This window comes from Brevibacillus invocatus, assembly GCF_003710915.1.
GTDB classification, from domain to species: Bacteria; Bacillota; Bacilli; order Brevibacillales; family Brevibacillaceae; genus Brevibacillus; species Brevibacillus invocatus.
This window is the reverse complement of the sequence record NZ_RHHR01000009.1, coordinates 162711-185173: the sequence shown is the minus strand read 5'-3', so window position 1 is coordinate 185173 and position 22463 is coordinate 162711. Positions and strand designations below refer to the sequence as shown.

Here is a 22463-nt window from a genome sequence, read left to right as displayed (position 1 = left end):
CTAGCGTTATCCTTCTTTCTACTAGGGGGATGGAAAAGTGAGTGTATCTTCGCGGCAAAGGGCGATTATTGAGCTGTTACTGCAAGAGCCGAAGGGTTGGACTGTAGGTGGCATTGCCGCTCAAATCAAAGTAAGTGCACGAACGATTCTCCGTGAACTGGATAGCTTGGAAGCGTTGTTTCATCAGAATGGGCTGGAATTAGTGCGCAAAGCAGGTTCTGGAGTGGAACTGCTGGGTACCGATGAGCAAAAGCAACAGCTGCGTATCGCGGTCCTGCAGCAGGCAACAACGGAGTTTACGGCGGAGGAACGGCATGTGATGATTCTCTGTTCACTCCTCGAAGCTACAGAGCCCGTCAAGCTGATCTCGCTCGCCATCGATCTCAAGGTGACGAAAGCTACGATCAGTCATGACCTGGATGAGCTGGAAAGCAAGCTGGCTTCGGTGGAGCTTTCCCTGTTGCGCAAAAGAGGGTATGGGGTTGAGCTTTTAGGTTCAGAGTCAGCGAAAAGAAGGGCGATCAGCCGCTTGATTGCCGACCACCTGGACGATCACGAACTGATTGGGATCATCAAGGACAACATTCAGCATAAGTCCATGCGTGATGCCGATTCCTTGACAGAGCGACTGTTGGAGCTGATCAACAAGGAAAAGCTGATCAAGGTTGAAAATGCTTTAAAGCTGCTGGAGCACGATTTACCTTATCCCCTTGCCGATAGCGCATATATTGGGCTGGTTACTCATCTTGCGCTGACGGTGGAGCGTGTGGAAAAAGGAGAAAACATTCTTTTTGACGAAACGACGCTCATGGAATTGTCGCAAACAATGGAATATCAGGTTGCCCAAAAAATCATGAAACAGATGGAGCAGTTATTTCAAATCGAGATGCCTACCGCAGAGATCGGGTACATCACGATGCATTTGCGAGGGGCCAAGCTGCGGAACTCCCAGGATGAATGGCTCTGGCCAGTGAATGCAGAGCTGATGGATATGACGCAGCGGCTGATTCAGTTTTGTGAAGAGCGGTTGGGTGTATCACTCAGGGATGACAATTCCCTTTTCCACGGGCTGCTCACACACTTAGAGCCTGCGCTCTATCGACTGAAATCCAAATTGGAGATACGCAATCCGATCCTGAATCAGATCAAGAGCAATTACCCAGAGCTGTTTGCGGTAACGCGTGAGGCATGTAGCCAATTGTTCCCTGACCTGGTCGTGCCAGATGAGGAAGTGGGTTATCTGGTCATGCATATCGGGGCAGCGGTAGAGCGCTCAAAGCAGGAACAGCAGCGTTATCGGGCACTGGTGGTCTGCTCAAGCGGTATCGGGTCCTCCAAAATTTTGGCGACGCGATTAAAAAAGGATTTTCCGGAGATCGTCAGTTTGCAAAATCTGTCTGTATTCGATGTGGGGCGCATCCCCAAGAGCGAGTACGATGTGATTATCTCGACGATCCCGTTACCAATAAATACGCTGGAATATGTTGTCGTCAGCCCCTTGCTGCCACCGGATGATATTCAAAAGATCAAGGTGCATTTGCATCAGAAGGGAAAAATGCTGTCGGTTCAAAAAGAAATGATAACGCCAGCTACCATTGAACAGCCGCTCAAGCGACTGCGTGATACGCAACGGTACACCAGCTATGCAGTCGAACTGGTGGACGGTCTGCAGATACGAACCTGGGCCAATGAAGGCCAGAACATCGAGGAGCTCATGCTGCAGATATGTACAGAGCTCAGATTCAGTGGAATCATTCAGCAGGAAGAAGCGGTGGTGGAGAAGCTGCTGCAGCGAGAAAAGCTTGGAGGTTTAGGGATTCCCGGCACTTCAATGGCTTTGTTCCACGGCAAGTATGAAGAGGTGAACAAGACCTCCTTTACGATCCACCTTTTGCGTGAGCCGATTCACTTGAAGTCGATGGATGAGCAGGAGATGTCTGTTCGGATGATATTACTGCTTCTGGGCCCCCATGACGTGGGCAAGGAAGGGCTGGAAGTATTGAGTGAGATCAGCTCGATGCTGATTGAGGAAGAGATGCAAGCAGTCCTGGAAACAGAGGAACAGCAACGAATTGCAGAGTATCTGGCAGAAGGATTATTTGCCTTTTGCCTGAAAAAGACAGGATTGGAGAGAAAGAGATGACACAAATACTGACGAAAGAAAAAATCATGCTGCAAGCAAAGCCAAAAGATAAACAGGAAGCGATCCGTCTGGCTGGTGAATTGCTGGTGAAGGCAGGTCACGTAACAGCGGAGTATGTCGCAAAAATGCAGGAACGGGAAGAGCTGGCGACTACCTATATCGGCAGTGGTGTAGCAATTCCACACGGAACCAACGAATCCAAGCAAGAAATCAAGTCCACGGGAATTTCCGTCGTGCAGGTTCCGGATGGGGTTGATTTTGGCGAGGGAAATACAGCGTATCTTCTGTTCGGGATCGCAGCAGTCGGGGATGAACACCTGGAGGTCCTGTCGGAGATTGCCATCATTTGCTCGGAGGAAGAAAACGTCAAGCAGGCTGCACAAGCGAAGACTGCGGATGAAATCTTGGCCCTGTTTGAAAAGGGGTTGTAAGCCATGAAAAAGGCCGTACATTTTGGAGCCGGAAATATCGGGCGCGGCTTTATTGGGCTGCTCCTGCACCAGGCAGGCTACGAGGTCGTGTTTGTCGATGTGAATCAGGAGCTGGTCGAGGAGCTGCAGTCCAGGCAGACGTATCAGGTTCAACTGGCGATGGAAGGCGCTCCGTTGACAACCGTGGAGGGTGTTACGGCAATAGACGGTCGCGATGAAAGTGCTGTAGCTGACGCGATCGCAGGCGCTGACCTGGTTACAACAGCAGTGGGGCCACATGTGCTCCCCCACATTGCGGCGGCCATAGCGCAGGGTATTTCCCGGCGAATAAAAGGAAACCAATGTACCTTAAACGTGATTGCCTGTGAAAACATGATTGGCGGAAGCGAGCACCTGAAGCAGCATGTGTTTCGCTTTTTGGACGAAGAGGATCAGAGCAGGGCAGACCAGCTGATCGGTTTTCCCAATGCTGCCGTGGATCGCATCGTACCCTTGCAACAGCATGAAGATAAGCTACTCGTGACAGTAGAGCCTTTTTTTGAATGGGTCGTGGATCAATCTCAAGTGATCGGGGATTTGCCGCAGATCGAAGGCGTTACGTATGTAGATAGCATCTGGCCATATATTGAGAGAAAGCTGTATACCGTCAATACAGGTCATGCTGTCATCGCTTATCTGGGTTATCAGAAGGGGATTGCTACCATCCATGAGTCGATAAAGGATGATTCCATTTTGAAAGCCGTACGTGGAGCCTTGGAAGAAACGGGAGCCTTGCTGGAGCAAAAGCATGGCTTTGACAAAGACACGCAAGACAAGTACAGGGAGAAAATTCTGGAGCGATTCACCAACCCCATGCTGGCTGACCGGGTGACTCGAGTAGGACGCAGCCCGATCCGCAAGCTTTCCCCGAATGATCGGCTGGTAGGGCCAGCGATGCAATGCGTGGAAAAAGGAATTGTACCGGAATACCTGGGCTTGGCTATTGCTGCAGCACTGCGGTTCGATGACCGAGAAGATCCGGAAGCTGTAAGCATCCAGCAGGATATTCAACAGTCAGGGTTGAAGCAGGCGTTGCACAAGCATACAAACATACCGGAAGGACATCCGCTTGAGGCGATCATACTCAGACACGCAGCGTCTCTATAAAGGATGCAAGGTATAGATAGGGAAAGGTGGGAGTCAGATGTCACGAAAAATTACGGGTGTGAAAGCTTCAGCGGGGATTGTGATCGGCAAAGCGCTGCTACTGGACAATTCGGATTTGCACATTCAGTCCGTCTTGGTCGAAGATACCGGCGCTGAAACGAGTCGTTTTCGGGAAGCTCTGGAGAAAGCGAAAGAGGATCTGCTGGATATCAGTGAGCGTGTCGAGCAGGAGCTGGGGACAGAGCATGCGGATATTTTCAGAGCGCATCTGATGGTCCTCGAAGACCCGGAATTGGTCGATACGGTACAGGCCAAGATCGAGCAGGAGAAAGTCAATGCAGAGCATGCCATGCATGAGGTTGCGCAAAGCTTTATCAGCCTGTTCGAGCAGATGGATAATGAATACATGAGAGAGCGTGCAGCGGATATTCGGGATGTGACGAAGCGCGTTCTCTCACACTTGATGGGTGTAGAGCTGTCTGTGCCCAGCCAATTGCAGGATGAAGTGATTATTGTGGCCAAGGATTTGACTCCGTCGGATACAGCTCAATTGGATCGACGCTTTGTAAAAGGCTTTGTCACGGATATCGGCGGACGCACGTCGCACTCTGCCATCATGGCACGGTCGATGGGAATTCCCGCTGTCGTAGGCACGCGTGACATGACGCGTGAGGCACAGGCTGGTGTAACCCTGATCGTGGACGGGCACGAGGGAATCGTGATCATCGATCCGAGCGAAAAAGAGATTGCCGCCTATCAGGAGCAGCAAATCCTATACGACAAGCAAAAAGAGGAATGGGCACAGCTCGTGGGGACAAAGACGATGAGTAGAGACGGCCATCATGTGGAGCTGGCAGCCAACATCGGAAGTCCGCTGGATTTGGATGACGTGCTGGCCAATGGGGCTGAAGGAGTCGGGCTTTTCCGCACCGAGTTTCTGTATATGGGGCGAGACGAATTGCCGACTGAAGAGGAGCAGTTCCAAGCGTACAAGCAAGTGCTGGAACAAATGGATGGAAAGCCGGTCGTCATCCGCACACTTGATATCGGTGGCGACAAACATCTCCCTTACTTGGACTTGCCGGAAGAAATGAATCCATTCCTGGGATTTCGGGCAATCAGATTGTGTCTGGACAATCAGGATCTGTTCCGAACGCAGCTGCGCGCCCTGCTGCGAGCCAGTGTACACGGCAACCTGAAGATCATGTTCCCGATGATCGCAACGCTGGAGGAATTCAGACAGGCAAAAGCTGTCCTGGAGGAAGAGAAGCAAAGCATGCAGGACGAAGGCTTTGTATTCACACAGCCATTCGAAGTGGGGATCATGGTTGAAATCCCGGCTGCCGCGATGATGGCGGATATGTTTGCAAATGAAGTGGATTTTTTCAGTATCGGCACCAATGATCTCATCCAGTATACCCTGGCAGCAGATCGCATGAATGAACGGGTTGCGTACCTGTACCAGCCGTATCACCCAGCCGTACTGCGCCTGATTCGTCAAGTGATTGAGGCGGCACATGCCAAAGGAAAATGGGTAGGGATGTGCGGAGAAATGGCCGGCGATCTCGTAGCGATCCCGATTTTGTTGGGGATGGGACTGGACGAATTCAGCATGAGTGCCAGCAGCATATTGCCTGCTCGCCAGCTGATCAGCAGAATGAGCCGTGATGAAAAGGCGAAGGATACGGAACAGATCCTGTCGATGAGCACCTCGCAACAGGTGGAGGATTTTGTGAAAACCCAGCTAGCAAAAACTGACAACTAGGAGGTACTTCAGATGGTAGAAAAGAAAATCGTCATCGGGCTGTCACATGGTCTTCATGCGAGACCTGCTGCCAGCTTCGTGAAAATGGCAACCAGCTTTACCAGTGAGATCAAGCTGGTGAAAAACGATAAAAACGTCAACGGCAAAAGCATTATGGGCGTCATGGCCTCCGCGATTGCCAAAGGCGACGAAATTACGTTGATCGCGGATGGATCAGATGAAGTGGAAGCTTTGGCGGCGTTGGAGAAAATGCTGTTGGAGGACGAGTAGGCACGCATAGAGCAAGATAAAAAAAGCAGCCCTTGCACGGTGTGATTGCTCCGTGCAAGGGCTGTTTTTGGTTATATCAATAAAAACGTCAACAGTGATAGCAAAACGGAAGTTACGGTCATGGCGATTAACGGACGAGATGCTTTACGCAGATCGCGCAGATGAATGTTCAGACCCAGTCCTACCATGGCCATTGCCAGAATAAAAGTGGTGACGGTCGCTGTAGTCGAGTGAAAGGCTTCGTTCACAGGGATGTGGGTACCCAGAACGTAGCTGCCGAACAAGCTCATGAAGAGGAAACCGAGCAGGAACCAGGGAAAGGCGATTTTGGTATGGCGATCACCATCCGCTTTGCCTTTTCGCTTCATGATCAATAGCAGCACCAGACAGAGCGGAACCAGCAGCAATACACGTCCCAGCTTGGCTAGCAAAGCCATCGCCAAGGCGTCCTCTCCAGCAGGTGCGGCAGCCAATGCGACATGCGCCAGCTCGTGCAGACTCAACCCGGACCAAATCCCGTACTCGACCGCTGTGGCAGGCAAAAACGGCAGGAGGATGGTATACATCACCGCGAACAACGTGCCCATGAGCGCAATCATCCCTACACTGATCGCTGTCTCATCGTCTTTTGCCCTTACGATGGGTGACACGGCAGCAATAGCAGCAGCGCCACATACGCCTGTCCCGACACCGACCAGCAGAGAGAGCTTGGGTTCGGCTTTCAGCCATTTGGCGATCAGCAGCGTGAGGAGAATGGAAAATACGATGACTCCAGCGTCGTATACAAGCAGTCCAAGTCCTTCGGAGAAAATGACCTCAATATTCAGCTTTAATCCATATAGAATAATGGCTGTGCGAAGCAACTGCTTGGCGGAGAATTGAATCCCGGTTCGTAGAGCCTCCGGGTATCCGAAAAGCTGTCGATAGGCGACAGCGATAAAAATCGCGCAAGCCATCGGGCCGACACGGTCAAAGAAAGGAACCTTGGACAATCCGTAGCCCAATAAGGCTACCAGGAATGTAAAAGCAATGCCTCCCATCCACAAAGGAAGAGAAGCCTGATTTCTTGCCGGGGCAGGTACCGTGGTGGTAGATGTTGCCTGGTTATCTACAGCAAGCTTGCTGTTTCGATGGGGTTGAATGCCCATACTATCAGTCCTCCTCAAGTTCTACACTCTCAGCATACGGGATTCACTTGTATAAGGAAAATAAATCATTGCTATAATGATGATAAGTAATTGCGCATAATAGTGAGGAGAAGCGGAGGGATAGACAGATGGAGCAACAATTGCGCGTGCTGATTACGGTAGCAGAGCGTCAAAATTTTTCCCGCGCAGCAGAAGAGCTGCACATGACGCAGCCAGCGGTGAGCCAATATATCAAATCGCTGGAGCAGACGCTTGGCTGCAAGCTGTTGGAGCGCAGCAACAAATTCGTCCGCTTGAACAAGGCTGGTGAAATCGTCTATCACCATGGCAAAGAAATCCTGGGCCTGTACGAACACATGCAGAACCTGGTGCATGATTTGATGCATACGCCGAGCGGCCACTTGACGATTGGGGCCAGTTACACATACGGGGAATACGTACTGCCGCATGTAATTGCCAGGTTGCGCGAGCTGTATCCGCTGATTACACCGACCATCACGATCCACAATTCGCGCGTCATTTCAGCACAGGTAGCTACACGCGAGCTGGATGTCGGGATCGTCGAGAGTGAATATGCAGGGGATAAGTTGGAAATGGAGCCTTTTGCAGATGACCGGATGTACATGATCGTCTCACCGGATCATCGATTGGCTCACCAAAAGGAGGTCAGCAGGGAGGAACTGGCGGAAGAAACCTGGATTGTGCGTGAAGAAGGCTCTGGCACCAGGGAAGCAGCGGAAAAAATGTTCCGTGATTTGCAGATCGTGCCAAGAAAACGCATGGAATTCGGCAGTACCCAGATCATCAAGGAATCGGTGGAAGCTGGGCTGGGTATCAGTCTAATCTCCTTTTGGGCGATTCGCAAAGAACGGAAACTAGGTACGCTTAGCACCCTGAATCTAGCTGGAACACCTGTGATGCGGAAATTTTCGCTGGTCACGCAGTCCCATTCGTTTCACACGAAAGCGTTGGAGCTTTTTCTTGAGCTGCTGCGCAAGCAAAAGAGTTTGCCTGAAGAGGGATGATTCTGCGAAAACGCTTGCATTTTCCGTTTCCTTGTCATACAGTAGAGACACGGATTAAATGACAGAATATACGAACATTTATCCAACAAGTGAACAAGTAAAAGGCAAAGGTGCCAGGAACAAGAGGGTTGCTCCCTGTTGTTTTGGCGCCTTTTTTGTTATGTAAATTTTGCGCTGAAACACAAAGAAAAGTCGGTTGGAAAGGAGCGTGACAGGTATGGAAAAACCAATTCGCGCAACACCGCTTGCCGTAAGACTGATTCCGAACGTGGACCCACAATTCGCAGAAAAGCTGAATCTGCCTTCGCACATACGAAGCTTGGGTCTTTTAACCTCGACGATCGACGATGTCGGGTACACGGCAATTGATGAGGCGACGAAAAAGGCGGCTGTAGAAGTGGTGTATGCCAAATCGTTTTACGCTGGCTCAGGCCATGCTTCCGGTCCGCTGTCAGGCGAATTCATCGGAATCATTGGAGGAGCGACGCCATCGGAGGTGCAGAGCGGTCTGGATGCAGCGATTTCGTTTATGGAGGGCGGAGCGTGTTTTTACGCATTGAACGAAGAGGGTACACATGCTTATTACGCCCACGTCGTCTCGCGGACGGGGAGTTATTTGTCCGGGATGGCGTCCATTCCAGAGGGGGAACCATTGGCCTATCTGATTGCGCCGCCTTTGGAAGCCATGTGCGGCATCGATGCAGCACTGAAGGCAGCAGATGTAAAAATGGTGCAATTCTACGGTCCGCCCACGGAGACCAACTTCGGTGGTGGCTTGCTGACAGGAAGCCAATCGGCCTGCACAGCGGCTGCAGAGGCTTTTGCCGAAGCGGTGAGAAGCGTGGCGCGGCAGCCGGTCAAACGATAGAGAAGAGAGTAGCAGGAGGATAACGATATGAGCGTTCAAGCCTACGCACTCGGCATGATCGAAACGCTGGGTCTGCCTGCTCTGGTCGCTGCCGCTGATGCCGCCGCCAAGGCAGCGGATGTCCGGGTCGTGACGTATGAGGGAGTAGATGCGGGAATCGTGACCGTTTACGTGATCGGGGATGTGTCTTCCGTGCAAGCAGCCGTAGAGGCTGGATCGGAAGCGGCGCGCCGGGTTGGGCGATTGCTTCACTCGCACGTCATTCCTCGGCCGGATGAACAGGTGCCGAAAATGATCAGGCAGCTGGCAAATCCGCCTTCCAAGGAGGAAAGCCCGCGGGCCAAAACAAAAGCGGCAGCGAAAAAGAGTGACCGGGATCACCAGGAAACAGCGCAGCCAAAGGACGAGGGGGGTGAGCTGGCACCATGACGCTGGATGCGGATCTTTCTTCGATTCAGGAAGTGCGCACAGCTCTCGCACAAGCCCGGGACGCGCAAAAAAAGGTTGCTACCTACAGCCAGGAACAGATAGACGCCATCGTAGAGGCGATGTCTGTGGCAGGTATGGAAGCTGCTGAAAGACTGGCTGCATTGGCCGTAGAGGAAACAGGTTTTGGCAACGTGGCAGATAAAAAAGCAAAGAATCTGTTTGCTGCCAGGGATGTATACGAAGCGATGAAAGACCAAAGAACGGTCGGAATCATACGCAGAGACGAGGAAAACAAGGTATGGGAGGTAGCGCATCCTGTAGGCATCATCGCGGGAATCGTCCCGTCTACCAATCCGACGTCAACTGCTATGTTCAAGGCGTTGATTGCCGTAAAAGCAGGGAATGCGATCATCATCAGCCCACATCCATCCGCCGCAACGTGTACATGGGAAGCGACCAACCTGATGGTGCAGGCCGCTGTGAAGGCAGGGGCGCCGGAAGGCTTGATCCACTGTATCCGTACCCCCACCTTGCAGGCGACACAGGAACTCATGAAGCACAAGCTGACCGATCTGATTCTGGCAACGGGTGGAACGCAGATGGTCAAGGCAGCCTATAGCTCTGGCAAGCCAGCGTACGGCGTAGGACCGGGTAACGTCCCTGTCTATATCCACCAGAGCGCGGATTTGAGCCAGGCAGCGAAACAATTGGTCCAGAGCAAGACCTTTGATTACGGAACGATCTGCGCGTCGGAGCAGGCTATGATCGTCGACGAGAGCATCAAGCTCCAGTGGGTGGATGCGCTCAAGCATGAGGGAGCCTATTTTCTCGATGAACGCGAAAAAGAAAAAGTGGCAGCAGTCATCTTGGTCAACGGTTCGCTCAACGCCAGCCTCGTGGGGCGCTCACCGCATAAGATCGCAGAGATGGCAGGCATCACGATCTCTCCCCAGACACGTGTCCTGATCGGTGAGGAAACCAAGGTGGGCAAAGCCTTCCCGTTTTCTGTCGAGAAGCTGGCCCCCATTCTTGCCATGTACACCGCTCAGGACACACAGGCAGGTTTTGGGCTTTGTCGGGAGCTGCTGGAGCTGGGTGGCCTGGGGCACACGGCAGGCATTCATGCACAGGATCAATCGGTGATCGAAGCATATGGCAAAGCCATGCCTGCTTCCAGGATTGCGGTCAATACTGGTACGACGTTCGGAGGAATTGGAGCAACGACAGGCATCCTGCCTTCGCTGACTCTTGGCTGTGGGGCGCTTGGCAACAACATTACCTCCGACAATATCGGCCCCGCGCATCTTTTCAACATCAAGCGAGTTGCGTTTGGCATTCGGGAAATGCCGGAATCGCAAAGGGGAAAGGGTGAAGTCGATTCGGCGCAGGAAGCCGTCGTGCAGGCTCTTTCCGGGATGAACATCTCGATCAACCGAGATGAAATCAAAAGCATTATTCAATCGGTTCTCGCCGAGATGAAGTGAAGAACGATGGCAACCAGGTAAGTCTGGTTGGACCGCTAAAAGGAGGAAGAGAAAATGGCAGGAGAAATGTCCGCACTTGGAATGGTAGAAACAAAAGGATTGGTTGGGGCCGTAGAAGCGGCAGACGCGATGGTCAAGGCGGCCAATGTCAAGCTGATCGGCAAGGTGCACGTAGGCGGAGGTCTGGTCACCGTCATGGTACGTGGTGATGTGGGAGCGGTGAAGGCGTCGACGGATGCAGGAGCGGCTGCTGCGGAAAAGGTGGGCGAATTGGTATCGGTGCACGTGATTCCGCGTCCTCACGGCGATATTGAGCTGATTCTGCCGAAGCTAGAAGGATAAAGCCCGATGTCATTGATCACAGAGTCCGCTTTGCGAGCCATGCACAAATCCGGCATACCCACGCCTTTTCTTTTGGGAAAGGGAGACAGATTGACTCCGGCAGCAGCAGACTTCTTGAAGGGGAGAGGAATCCCAGTGAAAGCGTTCGATGACCAGGCAGCCAGCAATCAGGCAGCCCAGGCAGCACAAGAAATCCCGCTTGGCGTGTCCAATCGCCATGTCCATCTGTCCCCTGAGCACGTGGAAAGACTTTTTGGAAAGAACCATCAGCTGACTCCGATGCGCGAGCTCTCCCAGCCCGGACAGTTTGCTTGCGAGGAGACGGTCACACTGGTGGGACCAAAAGGAAGCATTCACGGTGTACGAATTCTTGGTCCAGCTCGCCAAGATACCCAGGTGGAGATTTCGCGCACAGACGGCTTCGTGCTTGGAGTGGCAGCTCCCCTTCGCATGTCGGGGGATATCGAAGGGACACCTGGCTTGGTGCTGGTGACAGGCAGAGGGACCGTCGTGTTGGAGAAAGGCGTCATCGTAGCCAAGCGCCATGTCCACATGTCCCCGCAGGATACCCAGCAATTTCAGGTGCAGGATGGGGACACGCTGATTTTGGAGACTCAAACAGACCGGCCGATTCTTTATCCGGATGTCGTCGTTCGCGTCGACAAGCGCTATGCCCTTGATTTTCACGTCGATCTGGATGAGGGCAACGCAGCCAATGTAAAAACGGGTGACCGGGTGAAGGTGATCGGGAAAAACGGCCAGTTTTACTCCGACTATCGGAGGTGATGCACGAGATGCAGATCAACATGAGAGAGATGATAGAAGCCATAACCAAGGAGATTTTGCAATCCCTCACGCAGGAAGAGCAGCAAAAGGCACCGCGCATCCTGTATGTCTTTTGTGACAGCCAGGCACATGAAGCGTATGCAGATCACTTCATTCAGCTGAAAAAGCACGGGATTTGTCACGATCTGCTCTTTTTGGACGGGGAGACCTCCTCTTGGCTGGGCATGCATAAAATCGAGTGCGGGGGAGCCGGGAAAATCATTGCCGCAGATGAGTATGCCCCAGCCCCCATCGAAGTTCCCGAGCAGTATGCGGGTATTGTCATACCCGAGATCGATCTCGACAATGCGGCACGCATCGCTACAGGGTTGAAAGGCACAATCAAAGCAGAGATCGTATTTGCAGCCCTGGTCACGGGTAAATTCGTCGTGGTCGGCTCCGATTCGCCCGGCTTGAAAAGAGCCGATCGCCGCACACTCCAAACACTTACCCTGCCACCTGCCTACGAAAGGATTTTTCAAGGCCATGTCGAGCAGATGAAGGAACTGGGAGTGGAGTTCATCGAGCAAAAGCGATTGGCCGAACGCGTCATCGTCAAGCTGAAAGGAAAGCAGCCGGATACGCCATCGGTAAATAAAGATGCCGTTCAGACTTGGGGTGGCGAGCTGGAGGACACGTTTGCAGGAAAGCTGCTGACTGCGGACTGGATCCGGTCCCAGCCTCAGCTTCGAGACACGACCCTGCAGGTGAGGAAAGGAACGATTGTCTCACCGTTGGCACTTGATACCATGCGCGAGCGCGGCGTTACGATCCGCTATCTGGGAAAAGGGTGATCGCATGTTTCTGGGAAAAGTGATCGGCAGTGTCTGGGCCACGCAAAAGGAAGCGGGCATGGAAAATTTGAAGCTGATGGTGGTGCAGCCCGTCGACTGGCGTGGCCGGGAAGGCGGGCAAACGGTTATTGCAGCAGATCGGATCGGTGCCGGGATCGGGGAGCAGGTAATCGTTTCTCGCGGTACCCCAGCGCGCATTCTCTTTTCGAACAACAGTGTTCCCATCGATGCGGTGATCGTCGGAATCGTCGACTCATACGAAGTGCCGGGAGCAGCAGAAGAGGAGGATTAGGGAATGGAACAGGAACGTTCACGGGTAATCCAGGAGTTCGTTCCGGGAAAACAGGTGACACTCGCACACGTCATCGCCAATCCGGATGAGATGCTCTACACCAAGCTGGGCATCAAAGAAGCGGGAGCGATCGGAATCCTTACCTTGACTCCGACAGAGACGGCGATTATTGCCGCTGACATTGCTACCAAGGCAGCAGATGTCGAGCTCGGCTTCCTGGATCGCTTCACAGGCTCGCTGATTGTCGTTGGGGATGTTTCCGCAGTAGAAATGGCCGTTGAAGCTGTGAACCGCGTCCTGCATGAAAAGCTGCGCTTCACCCCCGCCCTGGTCACGAAGTCATGAGCAAGCGTGTGATGATCATCGGTGCGATTGAAGCGGGAAAGTCCTCGCTGATCAAAGCACTCTTTGGCGATGAGCAGCCGGCAAGGAAGACGCAAGCCTTGGAATATTGGGACTGGGCGATCGATACGCCTGGCGAGTACAGTGAAAATCCGATGTTTTACCGCACGCTGATGGCGACCGCGTTGGAAGCGGCGCTGATCGTGATGGTGCAGGATGCCACACGTGACAGAAACTACTTTCCGCCGGGATTTGCTCAAGGCTTTCCCCAGGAATGTGTAGGGGTGATCACCAAAGTGGACCATCCAGCGGCAGATCAGCAGCGAGCGGAGGAATTCCTGCGCCAGTCGATTGGCGAGGTGAGGATCTTTCCAACCTCGGCGTATACGAACGAAGGAATAGAGGAATTACGAACTTTTTTGCAGGAGCAATTGAAACGGTAAAACCAACCTCTTTTCGGGAAGGGATATTTGTGGGAAAATTACGACAATATCACATTGCGATGAAGAGAGGTACATATGCAATCCTTGCGGGAACTTTGTCTTTCAGCTACCACGCTGTGTGAAGAGGATATTCAAATCTTGGAGGATCTGGCCGCGAAGCTGCAGATCTTTGCTGACTTGTCACAAGCGGATATGTTTATCGATTGCTCGACAACTGACCATAGCTCGGCACTGGTGGTTGCTCAAGCCTCTCCCTCTACCGCGAAGTCCTTGTACAGCGGTTCGGTCGTGGGACAATTGGCGACGGCAGTGAATGAGCCGGCCGTCATGTATTGCCTGACGACGGGAAAACCGGTGATCAGTTCGCGGGGTGTCTCCCAGGAACAGGTCGTAATGCGGCAAAGCGTGGTTCCCATCAAAAATCAAGCGGGCAGCACGATTGGCACGCTGATCACGGAACAGGATATTTCCAAGCAGGTGGAACAGGAAAAGAACGTGGAAATGCTCAAGGAAACGACAGAGCATCTGAGTGAAACCCTGATACAATTCGCTGTGCCAGACATGCCGATCACATCGCTTCTGCATGAGGGCATGATCTTGTTTGACCAGACGGGAACCATTACGTATGCCAATGAAAGAGCGCATGAACTGCTGCATCAGATCGGCTACGGGTCACCGGAAAAAGGAGTGCGCATCGAGGATATTTTTGCTTGGCGCGTCTCTCCGGAGTACTTCGTCCGACACGGCGGTTTTATTCAGGAAGAGCTGTCCAAAGGTCGTACTTACATCATGATGAAGGCCGTATCTTCCGCGCGCAAGCCTGACATTATCGGGGGTATCATCCTGCTGCGGGACATCTCGGATATCCGTGAAAAAGAGAAGCAGCTGATGATCAAATCAGCGGTGATCAAAGAGATTCATCACCGGGTCAAAAACAATTTGCAGACGATATCCAGCCTTTTGCGCCTGCAAATGAGGCGTTCGACTTCACAGGAGATCGAAAAGGTATATCGGGAAAGCATCAATCGCATAAACAGCATCGCTATCATACATGAGTACTTGGCCCACGATGGGCTAGAAAAAATTGATTTCAAAGAAATTCTGACGAAAATATCGAAAATTATCGTCTCTTCCATGAGGCGTTCGGAGCAAGCGATCCAGGTGGTGGTGACGGGCGAATCGGTCTATTTACCTTCGAACAAGGCCACCTCGTTTGCCTTGATTGTGACAGAGCTGGTGCAAAATTGCATGATCCACGCATTCGCTGAAATGCAAGAGGGTGTGATCGCGCTCGAGCTTGTTCCCAAGGAGGACTTTGTCAGCCTGTCCGTGACGGATAACGGCATTGGCATGGCAGACATGCAGCACGTTTTGGAAAAGGGACATTTAGGATTGAAGATCGTGGATACGCTCGTCCGAGAAGACCTCGAGGGCACGATCCACTTCCGAAATACAGGCAATGGCACGGAGGTTACCATTCTCTATCCGATTCATAAGGAGGATGCAGATGACACAGCCCAAGATTATCGTAGTGGATGATGAACCCATCATTCGCATGGATTTGCGCGAGATGCTGGAAAACGAGGGATATCTGGTTGTCGCGGAGGCCAAAAATGGCGAAGAGGCAGTTTCGTTGGCTCATCGCCACAAGCCTGACTTGATCATCATGGATGTGAAAATGCCCATACTAAATGGCGTCAAGGCCAGCCAAATCATCCGCTCCTTTTCGGACAGCTCGATTCTCCTGCTGACGGCGTACAGTCAGAAGGAGCTGATCCAGGATGCACGCAAGGCGGGGGTGACCGCTTATCTGGTGAAGCCGATCTCGGAGGAGGACTTGATACCTGCAGTGGAGATCGCGCTCAGCCAGAAGGAAAAGGAAGTGGCGCTCAAACGGGATATTGACGAGCTAAAGCAAAAAATCGAGGATCGCAAAGCCGTAGAAAAGGCAAAAGGAAAGCTGATGGGAAGCCTTTCGCTGGAAGAAGGCGCTGCCTACCGCTGGATGCAGCAAGTAAGCATGCAACGACGCGTGCCGCTGGTAAAGCTTGCCCAGGAAATATTGGCAGGTGAGCACAAGATAGAGCCTCTCGCTTAGAACACAAGGCAAGTGAGAGCGACAAGTGAACAGCAACCCAGGCAAAGGTGCTTGAACGATTCCGAATGCGCGTGTATTCGGTTGTTCAGGCATCTTTTCGTATTTCTGAAGGTCACAGCTTCAAGGAGGGGGCTATGGAGGAGCAATGGATTAAAAGCGTCGGAATTGACGTGGGAACCAGTACGACCAAAATGATCGTCAGCAGGCTGAGGCTGGGACGCATGTCCAGTACCTTTTCGTTGCCGCGCTTTCAGATCGTGGAAAGGCAGCTGCTCTATGCCAGTCCAGTCCATGCCACCCCTCTCCTTGGGGCAGATGAGGTTGATGCAGAGAGGATCGGAGCCATTTTGAGGGATGAGTATAAAAAGGCCGAGATCAGCCTGTCCGAGATCAAGTCGGGAGCAGTGATCATTACGGGTGAAACAGCGAGTAAAAAGAACGCGCAGCATATTTTGCACCTGCTGGCTGAACGATCGGGTGATTTTGTTGTCGCGACAGCGGGAGCTGACCTCGAAGGCGTTTTGGCTGGAAAAGGAGCAGGAGCACAAAAGCGTTCCCAATCCATTCAAGGCAATATCGTCAATGTAGATATCGGTGGAGGGACCGCAAACGCCGCTTTCTTTTACAGGGGAAGGGCGATTGCAACAGTTACGTTTCACGTCGGGGGCCGCTTGATACGGCTCGATGAGCAGGGGAGAATTCAGTATGTTTCTCCCCATATCGGCTCGTGGCTTGCAGCGAAAAATTTGTATGTGCAGATAGGTCAGACCGTCACCTTTACGCAAATCGAGGAAGTAGCCCGACAGATGGGACGGAGCATGCTGGATTATCTCAGTGGCAAAGAGAGGAAAGTATCCGGGTTGCTCGTAACAGGAGGGCATCTGCAAGAGGTACTCCCGATTGAGGAGCTGTCCATCTCAGGCGGGGTTGGCGAGTTGATGCGTACTCCGCAGGTAGAAAATATAGCAGAAGTGAGTCGATACGGTGATTTTGGCCCCCTGCTGGGTCAAATGCTGCGGCACGAAAGGGAGCAGGGGAAGGTTGCGTTTCGCTGGACAGAGCCGGAGCAGACAGTGCGGGCGACTGTTATCGGAGCAGGGATGCAGAGCACGGAGATTAGCGGCTCCACGGTGCATATCAAGCCTGAGCTTTTACCGATCAAAAACATCCCGATCTTAAAGCTGGAATTGACCCAAGAGCATATGAATGAGCCGCTGCGACTGGGTCAGGAAGTGAGGAACGTGTACGAGCTGGGACAGCGTCTGTTTGGGGAGTCAGGTGGCATCCCCTTTGCGCTTGCCCTGTCAGGCATCGGCTACTGCTCCTATGCTTGGCTGCAGCTCTTGTCGCAGGAGCTCTCTGAACAATATACAACGATTTTCCCCAGGAGCAGGACGATGGTCGTCGTCTGTGAAACGGATATGGCCAAGGCTTTGGGGCAGGCGCTGTCACTGCGGTGCAAGGGAGTGCCTGAGATTATCTGTATTGATCAAGTACGTGTGGAATATGGTGATTACATTGATTTGGGTGAACCGATATCCGGGACGATCATTCCCGTTGTCGTAAAAACGCTTGCATTCGATGAACAGGCGTAAAAAGGAGGGGTGGATGACATGAACTTGAAAACGACAGTGCTGGGTCAAACCTATCAGTTCCGCGATCTGAAGGAGGTCTTTGCCAAAGCGAATGAAGAGAAGTCTGGCGATCAGCTGGCGGGTATTGCGGCTGCGGACTCCCGCGAACGAGTGGCCGCCAAGCAGGTGCTGGCAGATCTGACTTTGGCCGATATTCGCAACCACCCGCTAGTGCCGGCAGAAGAAGACGAGGTATCTCGGGTGATTGAAGCGGGTATCAACGAAAAGATTTACCAGGAAGTCAAAAACTGGAGTGTAGCCGAGCTGCGTGAATATATTTTGAGTCATCGTGCTGGCGATAGCGAGCTCAAGCGAATCAGCCGCGGGCTGAGCAGTGAGATGATTGCGGCAAGTGCCAAGCTGATGAGCAATCTCGATCTGGTCACAGCTGCTGCGAAGATTCGCAACATCTCGCATTGCAACATCGCAATCGGTCAGGCGGGTGTACTGGCGGCAAGGGTCCAGCCCAACCACCCGGCAGACAATGTCCAGGGCATTAAAGCAGCGATCTACGAGGGGCTGAGCTACGGAAGTGGTGACGCAGTGATCGGCATCAATCCTGTCATCGACACCGCAGATAGCGTGAAGGACATTCTGCTGATGACCAAAGAAGTGATGAACAAATGGGACATCCCTACACAAAATTGTGTACTGGCTCATGTCACGACCCAGATGAGGGCGATTCGGCAGGGAGCTCCAGCCGATCTGATCTTCCAAAGCCTGGCCGGAAGTGAAGAGGGAAATCGCGCATTTGGCATCGATGTCGCCCTGCTGGATGAAGCCGACGAGCTGATTCGCAAGGAAGGGACGGCGACAGGGCCGAACTACTGGTACTTTGAGACCGGGCAAGGCTCGGAGCTTTCAGCAGAGGCGCATTTTGGGGTCGATCAGCTGACGATGGAATCGCGTTGCTACGGATTGGCCAGAAAATACAAGCCGTTCATCGTCAATACGGTAGTCGGCTTTATCGGTCCCGAGTACTTGTACGACAGCAGACAGGTCATCCGCGCTGGTCTGGAGGACCATTACATGGGCAAAATGCACGGCTTGCCGATGGGATGCGATGTTTGCTACACCAACCACATGAAGGTAGACCAAAATGACATGGACAATCTGGGTGTGCTGCTCTCAGCAGCAGGGGTCAATTTCGTCATCGGAGTAGCGATGGCCGATGATGTCATGCTCAACTATCAGTCGACGAGCTTCCACGACATTGCTGCTTTTCGTGAAGTGCTCGGCTTACGTCCGGCCCCTGCCTTTGAAAAGTGGCTGGAGAAGATGGGGATCATGGAAAATGGCAAGCTGACCGCGATCGCAGGCGATCCGACGATCTTCATGTAAGAGGGGGAGGTGAACCAGGATGGAACAGCAACTGGATATGCTGGTAGACAAGGTAGTGGCTGAACTGCAGAAAAAGCTCACTGAAATGGCCCGGCAAACCGGTCATCCAAAAGAGCAGAAGCATGACGAAGCAGCGGCTCACGAGACAGCCGGTGAGGAGCAGCCTGTTGTAGCGGAAGAACCTGTGAGAATGGCCCAAGTTCCCCATCCTAAATGGCAGGAGGGTCTTGTGGAGCTGTTGGACAGCACCCCTGCGCGTATCGGGGTGTGGCGTACGGGTGTCAGGCCGTTGACGAAAACCATGCTTCAGCTAAGGCGTGATCACGCGGCTGCTGTGGACGCCGTGTATGGCGAGGTCAGTCAGCCTTTGCTCGATGAGTTTTCCCTTTTTACGGTGGAGACGCAGTACGACAATACGGAAAATTATTTGAAGCGTCCGGATATGGGGCGCATCCTGAATGATGAAGGCGTGCGCCTGTTGCAGGAACGCTGCCAAAAGAGACCACAGGTGCAGATCGTGGTATCGGATGGGCTGAGCGCCAGTGCTGTCGACGCCAATTTGCGCGACGTTCTCCCATCCTTGATGGATTCCCTGAAAAGCTACGGGCTTACATGCGGAACATCATTCTTTGTAAAAGGTGGCAGGGTAGCCAGCATGGACCATATTGGAGAACTGCTGCAGCCCGAGGTGCTGGTGCTCCTGATCGGTGAGCGACCGGGCCTGGTGACCGCTCATTCGATGAGTGCGTACATGTGCTATCGTCCACGCAAGGGAATGGTAGAGTCAGAACGTACCGTCATCTCCAATATTCATCGACAGGGCACTTCCCCGATCGAGGCAGGTGCTCACATCGGCACGATCCTGAGCAAAATGCTGGAGCAAAAAGCGAGCGGAGTAAAGCTGGTCTTATAATTCAATAGGAAACCGTCCATGCAGGTCTGGGCGGTTTCGTTGTTTTCATTGTCCGTCCTATGTTCCCAGAGTAAAATGAAGGGGAAAGATTGCGGTAGGATTGTTCTGGAAATGACGTGACAAAGGAGAATATCCAATGAACTTGATCGAGACCAGCAAGCGAATCTTGACCCAATGCATGGCATTGCAAGCAGGAGAGACCTTTTTGGTAGTGGCAGACGATGTGAAGCGGGAATTGGGAGAGGCACTGTGGGAAGCGGGCAGACAGCTTGGTGCCGAAGCCGTCTTGATGGTGATGCAGAAGCGGGAAAAATCAGGGCAGGAGCCGCCAAAGGCTATTGCGGAGGCCATGAAAAGCTCCGCAGTGGTCGTATGTGTGACCGAGCATTCCTTGACCCATACCAAAGCGCGCAAGGAAGCTGCGGCGAATGGAGCCAGATTGGCCACCATGCCGAGTATTACCGCTGATATGTTTCTTGAGGGAGCCATTACGGCAGACTATGTCCAGGTGAGAAGTTTGACAGAAAAGGTGACGGAGCTCCTGAGTGCAGCGAGCAGCGTACGGATCGAGAAAGAGGGCAAGAGCTTGACCTTCTCCATCGCGGATCGAAAAGGAGTACCCAGCACGGGCATGTATGTCAATCCGGGCGAGTCTGGCAACCTTCCTTCCGGTGAAGCGTACATTGCACCCGTGGAAGGGACGGCAGAGGGTCAGATCGTAGTCGATGGCTCCATCTCCGGCATCGGAAAAATAGATACACCCCTTTTGTTAACCATACAAAACGGTCGGATTACCGGGACAGAAGGAGAATCGGGTGAACGCTTGCTGCACATACTGGGTGAGCAGGATGGCAGGCACCTCGGTGAATTCGGGATCGGAACCAATGACAAGGCCAGAATCACGGGTGTTGTTCTGGAGGACGAAAAGGTGTACGGGACCATTCATGTGGCGTTTGGCAGCAACAACACTTTTGGCGGAACGATTGCAGCAGGCGTACACATCGATCTCGTGGTGAAAGCGCCAGACGTTTATTTGGATGACCGATTGATTATGAAAAAGGGTCAGCTTATCGACCTGCCATACCAGTAATGGTGTTAAAAGCCTGGTTCACAGACCGGGTTTTTTTCGTGAAAACACGGTGGCTCCTGCTTGGATAAGGACTAATTAGACGTTTTCTTAACGTACGGGGAAGAGGTGAGATGATTCCCTCTTGCGTTTCGTGTAAAATAATAGAAACAAAACTCGGATGTGGTGTGATGCATTTGCTGGAGCAAGTCTTTGCTATCATTTCTGTAGTCAATCTGATCTTGGCTGCAGTTTTAATTTTTATGGAGCGACGCAATATCGCGGCTACCTGGGCTTGGCTGATTGTTCTTCTGTTTTTGCCGGGCGTCGGGTTTATTGTGTATTTGATATTGGGACATAAGCTGAGCAAAAAGAAGCTGTATCGGCTGCAGGAAGGCGAGTTTTCCCATTTTCGAGCGGCAGTAGACAAGCAGAAGCTGCTTTTGGAGAGTGGCGATTTTCCGGTTCATGACCCGGCAATGGAACGGCATCGGGACATGATCTATATGAATGTTGTCAGCGACGGGGCTTATTACACTCAGGACAATGCCGTACAGGTTTTTGCTGAAGGGGAGCCTTTGTTTGATACCATGCTCGAGGATATTGAAAAGGCCCGGCACCATGTTCACCTGCTGTACTACATCTTTCGCAATGACGAATTGGGCAAGCGCCTGGTGCAATTGCTTGCTGCCAAGGCGGCTCAAGGGGTAGAAGTGCGCGTCCTGTACGATGCTGTAGGTTCGGCAGCGCTATCCTCGCGCGTCTTTCGTCCCTTGGTTGCGGCAGGAGGAGAAGTAGCCGCTTTTTTCCCGTCGAGCATCCCGTTTGTCAATTTCCGGGTTAATTTTCGCAACCATCGAAAGCTGACCATCATCGACGGCAAGATCGGCTATATTGGCGGTTTCAACATCGGGGATGAATACCTGGGCAAGAGCAAGTATCTCGGGTATTGGCGAGACACGCACTTGCAGATACAAGGAAACGCTGTCTACATGCTGCAAGCTCGCTTTTTCCTGGATTGGAATTTGTCTTCGCCAAAGCGGATGCAGGAATCCCCTGTCTATTTTCCGGTGATCGGCGAGCTGGCGAATGGGGTAGGTGTTCAGATCGTGTCTAGCGGTCCGAATTCCGAGAAGCAGCAGATCAAGCATGCTTATCTGAAAATGATCTACAAGGCACGCAAAAAGATTTACCTACAGACCCCTTACTTCGTGCCTGACGAGAGTATCCTGACAGCGATGAAGATGGCAGCCATGTCTGGGGTAGATGTCCGGTTGATGGTTCCTGGTATTCCCGATTCCAAGATGGTGTTTTGGGCCACGCACTCTTATCTGGGGGAAATGCTGAAGAGCGGTGTACGCTGTTACCTGTATGAAAAAGGCTTTATGCATGCCAAGACACTGGTTGTGGATACGCAGATCGCTTCGGTCGGAACAGCCAATGTAGATATTCGCAGCTTCAAGCTCAATTTTGAGACGAATGCTTTTCTCTACGATACGGGGATGGCCGAGCAGCTGGAGGAGCTTTTCCTTCGAGACCTCGAGAATTCCAAGGAACTGACCATGGCGGAATACATGAACAGACCGATTCACATGCGGATCAAAGAGTCGTTGACCCGCTTGCTTTCCCCGATATTATAATCAGTTGAAAATGGCGTGCAAAAA

The 22463-nt window shown here is 52.5% G+C and carries 23 protein-coding genes; 22 read left to right on the top strand and 1 reads right to left on the bottom strand.

Annotated elements, in window-relative coordinates; genetic code table 11:
• Positions 1-37 precede the first annotated feature (37 nt).
• Genes EDM52_RS05535 through EDM52_RS05515 form a run of 5 tightly spaced genes read left to right on the top strand, consistent with a single transcriptional unit; the run spans position 38 to position 5755 of the window.
• Positions 38-2143, top strand: a complete 2106-nt coding sequence (locus tag EDM52_RS05535; protein ID WP_122908030.1) for a BglG family transcription antiterminator — start codon at positions 38-40, stop codon at positions 2141-2143.
• On the top strand, positions 2140-2574 hold the full coding sequence (locus tag EDM52_RS05530) for a PTS mannitol transporter subunit IIA (protein ID WP_122908029.1): 435 nt from the start codon (positions 2140-2142) through the stop codon (positions 2572-2574). Before EDM52_RS05535 ends, EDM52_RS05530 begins: the two co-directional genes overlap by 4 nt.
• Positions 2575-2577: 3 nt before the next feature.
• Positions 2578-3720 carry a mannitol-1-phosphate 5-dehydrogenase gene (locus EDM52_RS05525; protein ID WP_122908028.1) on the top strand — a complete coding sequence of 381 codons (1143 nt, stop codon included), beginning with the start codon at positions 2578-2580 and terminating at the stop codon, positions 3718-3720.
• A 37-nt stretch (positions 3721-3757) separates the two neighbouring features.
• Positions 3758-5485 (top strand): phosphoenolpyruvate--protein phosphotransferase, encoded by a 1728-nt coding sequence (gene ptsP, locus EDM52_RS05520; protein WP_122908027.1) that lies wholly within the window; start codon positions 3758-3760, stop codon positions 5483-5485.
• 12 nt (positions 5486-5497) lie between these two features.
• Positions 5498-5755 carry an HPr family phosphocarrier protein gene (locus EDM52_RS05515; protein WP_122908026.1) on the top strand — a complete coding sequence of 86 codons (258 nt, stop codon included), beginning with the start codon at positions 5498-5500 and terminating at the stop codon, positions 5753-5755.
• Between the two features lie 71 nt (positions 5756-5826).
• Here EDM52_RS05515 and EDM52_RS05510 read toward each other — a convergent pair whose 3' ends face one another.
• Entirely contained in the window at positions 5827-6795 is a 969-nt protein-coding gene (locus tag EDM52_RS05510) for a YeiH family protein (RefSeq protein WP_245996556.1), read from the bottom strand.
• A 236-nt stretch (positions 6796-7031) separates the two neighbouring features.
• Between EDM52_RS05510 and EDM52_RS05505 the strand changes: the two genes are divergently transcribed.
• The 17 genes from EDM52_RS05505 (at position 7032) to cls (ending at position 22439) form a co-directional block, all read left to right on the top strand.
• Positions 7032-7928 (top strand): LysR family transcriptional regulator, encoded by an 897-nt coding sequence (locus EDM52_RS05505; protein ID WP_122908024.1) that lies wholly within the window; start codon positions 7032-7034, stop codon positions 7926-7928.
• Between the two features lie 217 nt (positions 7929-8145).
• On the top strand, positions 8146-8796 hold the full coding sequence (gene eutL / locus EDM52_RS05500) for an ethanolamine utilization microcompartment protein EutL (RefSeq protein ID WP_122908023.1): 651 nt from the start codon (positions 8146-8148) through the stop codon (positions 8794-8796).
• A 27-nt stretch (positions 8797-8823) separates the two neighbouring features.
• A complete protein-coding gene (locus EDM52_RS05495) occupies positions 8824-9225 on the top strand; it encodes a BMC domain-containing protein (protein ID WP_122908022.1) in 402 nt (133 codons plus the stop codon).
• Positions 9222-10709 carry an acetaldehyde dehydrogenase (acetylating) gene (locus EDM52_RS05490; protein WP_122908021.1) on the top strand — a complete coding sequence of 496 codons (1488 nt, stop codon included), beginning with the start codon at positions 9222-9224 and terminating at the stop codon, positions 10707-10709. The genes EDM52_RS05495 and EDM52_RS05490 overlap by 4 nt, the downstream gene beginning before the upstream one ends.
• Before the next feature lie 54 nt (positions 10710-10763).
• A complete protein-coding gene (eutM, locus tag EDM52_RS05485; protein ID WP_005827515.1) occupies positions 10764-11051 on the top strand; it encodes an ethanolamine utilization microcompartment protein EutM in 288 nt (95 codons plus the stop codon).
• A gap of 6 nt (positions 11052-11057) precedes the next feature.
• Positions 11058-11837 (top strand): phosphate propanoyltransferase, encoded by a 780-nt coding sequence (gene pduL, locus EDM52_RS05480; protein WP_122908020.1) that lies wholly within the window; start codon positions 11058-11060, stop codon positions 11835-11837.
• 14 nt (positions 11838-11851) lie between these two features.
• Entirely contained in the window at positions 11852-12670 is an 819-nt protein-coding gene (locus EDM52_RS05475; protein ID WP_122908131.1) for a hypothetical protein, read from the top strand.
• A 4-nt stretch (positions 12671-12674) separates the two neighbouring features.
• A complete protein-coding gene (locus tag EDM52_RS05470) occupies positions 12675-12962 on the top strand; it encodes a EutN/CcmL family microcompartment protein (protein WP_122908019.1) in 288 nt (95 codons plus the stop codon).
• A 3-nt stretch (positions 12963-12965) separates the two neighbouring features.
• On the top strand, positions 12966-13307 hold the full coding sequence (gene eutS, locus EDM52_RS05465; protein WP_122908018.1) for an ethanolamine utilization microcompartment protein EutS: 342 nt from the start codon (positions 12966-12968) through the stop codon (positions 13305-13307).
• A complete protein-coding gene (locus tag EDM52_RS05460) occupies positions 13304-13747 on the top strand; it encodes a EutP/PduV family microcompartment system protein (protein WP_122908017.1) in 444 nt (147 codons plus the stop codon). The genes eutS and EDM52_RS05460 overlap by 4 nt, the downstream gene beginning before the upstream one ends.
• Before the next feature lie 75 nt (positions 13748-13822).
• Positions 13823-15286, top strand: coding sequence for a sensor histidine kinase (locus EDM52_RS05455; RefSeq protein ID WP_122908016.1), 1464 nt, complete (start codon positions 13823-13825; stop codon positions 15284-15286).
• Positions 15249-15845 (top strand): ANTAR domain-containing response regulator, encoded by a 597-nt coding sequence (locus tag EDM52_RS05450; protein WP_459562682.1) that lies wholly within the window; start codon positions 15249-15251, stop codon positions 15843-15845. Before EDM52_RS05455 ends, EDM52_RS05450 begins: the two co-directional genes overlap by 38 nt.
• Positions 15846-15979: 134 nt before the next feature.
• On the top strand, positions 15980-17440 hold the full coding sequence (locus tag EDM52_RS05445) for an ethanolamine ammonia-lyase reactivating factor EutA (RefSeq protein WP_122908014.1): 1461 nt from the start codon (positions 15980-15982) through the stop codon (positions 17438-17440).
• 18 nt (positions 17441-17458) lie between these two features.
• On the top strand, positions 17459-18820 hold the full coding sequence (locus EDM52_RS05440) for an ethanolamine ammonia-lyase subunit EutB (RefSeq protein ID WP_122908013.1): 1362 nt from the start codon (positions 17459-17461) through the stop codon (positions 18818-18820).
• Positions 18821-18839: 19 nt separating this feature from the next.
• Positions 18840-19733 carry an ethanolamine ammonia-lyase subunit EutC gene (gene eutC, locus EDM52_RS05435; RefSeq protein WP_122908012.1) on the top strand — a complete coding sequence of 298 codons (894 nt, stop codon included), beginning with the start codon at positions 18840-18842 and terminating at the stop codon, positions 19731-19733.
• A gap of 136 nt (positions 19734-19869) precedes the next feature.
• A complete protein-coding gene (locus tag EDM52_RS05430) occupies positions 19870-20823 on the top strand; it encodes an aminopeptidase (protein ID WP_122908011.1) in 954 nt (317 codons plus the stop codon).
• Between the two features lie 167 nt (positions 20824-20990).
• Entirely contained in the window at positions 20991-22439 is a 1449-nt protein-coding gene (cls, locus tag EDM52_RS05425) for a cardiolipin synthase (RefSeq protein ID WP_122908010.1), read from the top strand.
• Positions 22440-22463 lie beyond the last annotated feature (24 nt).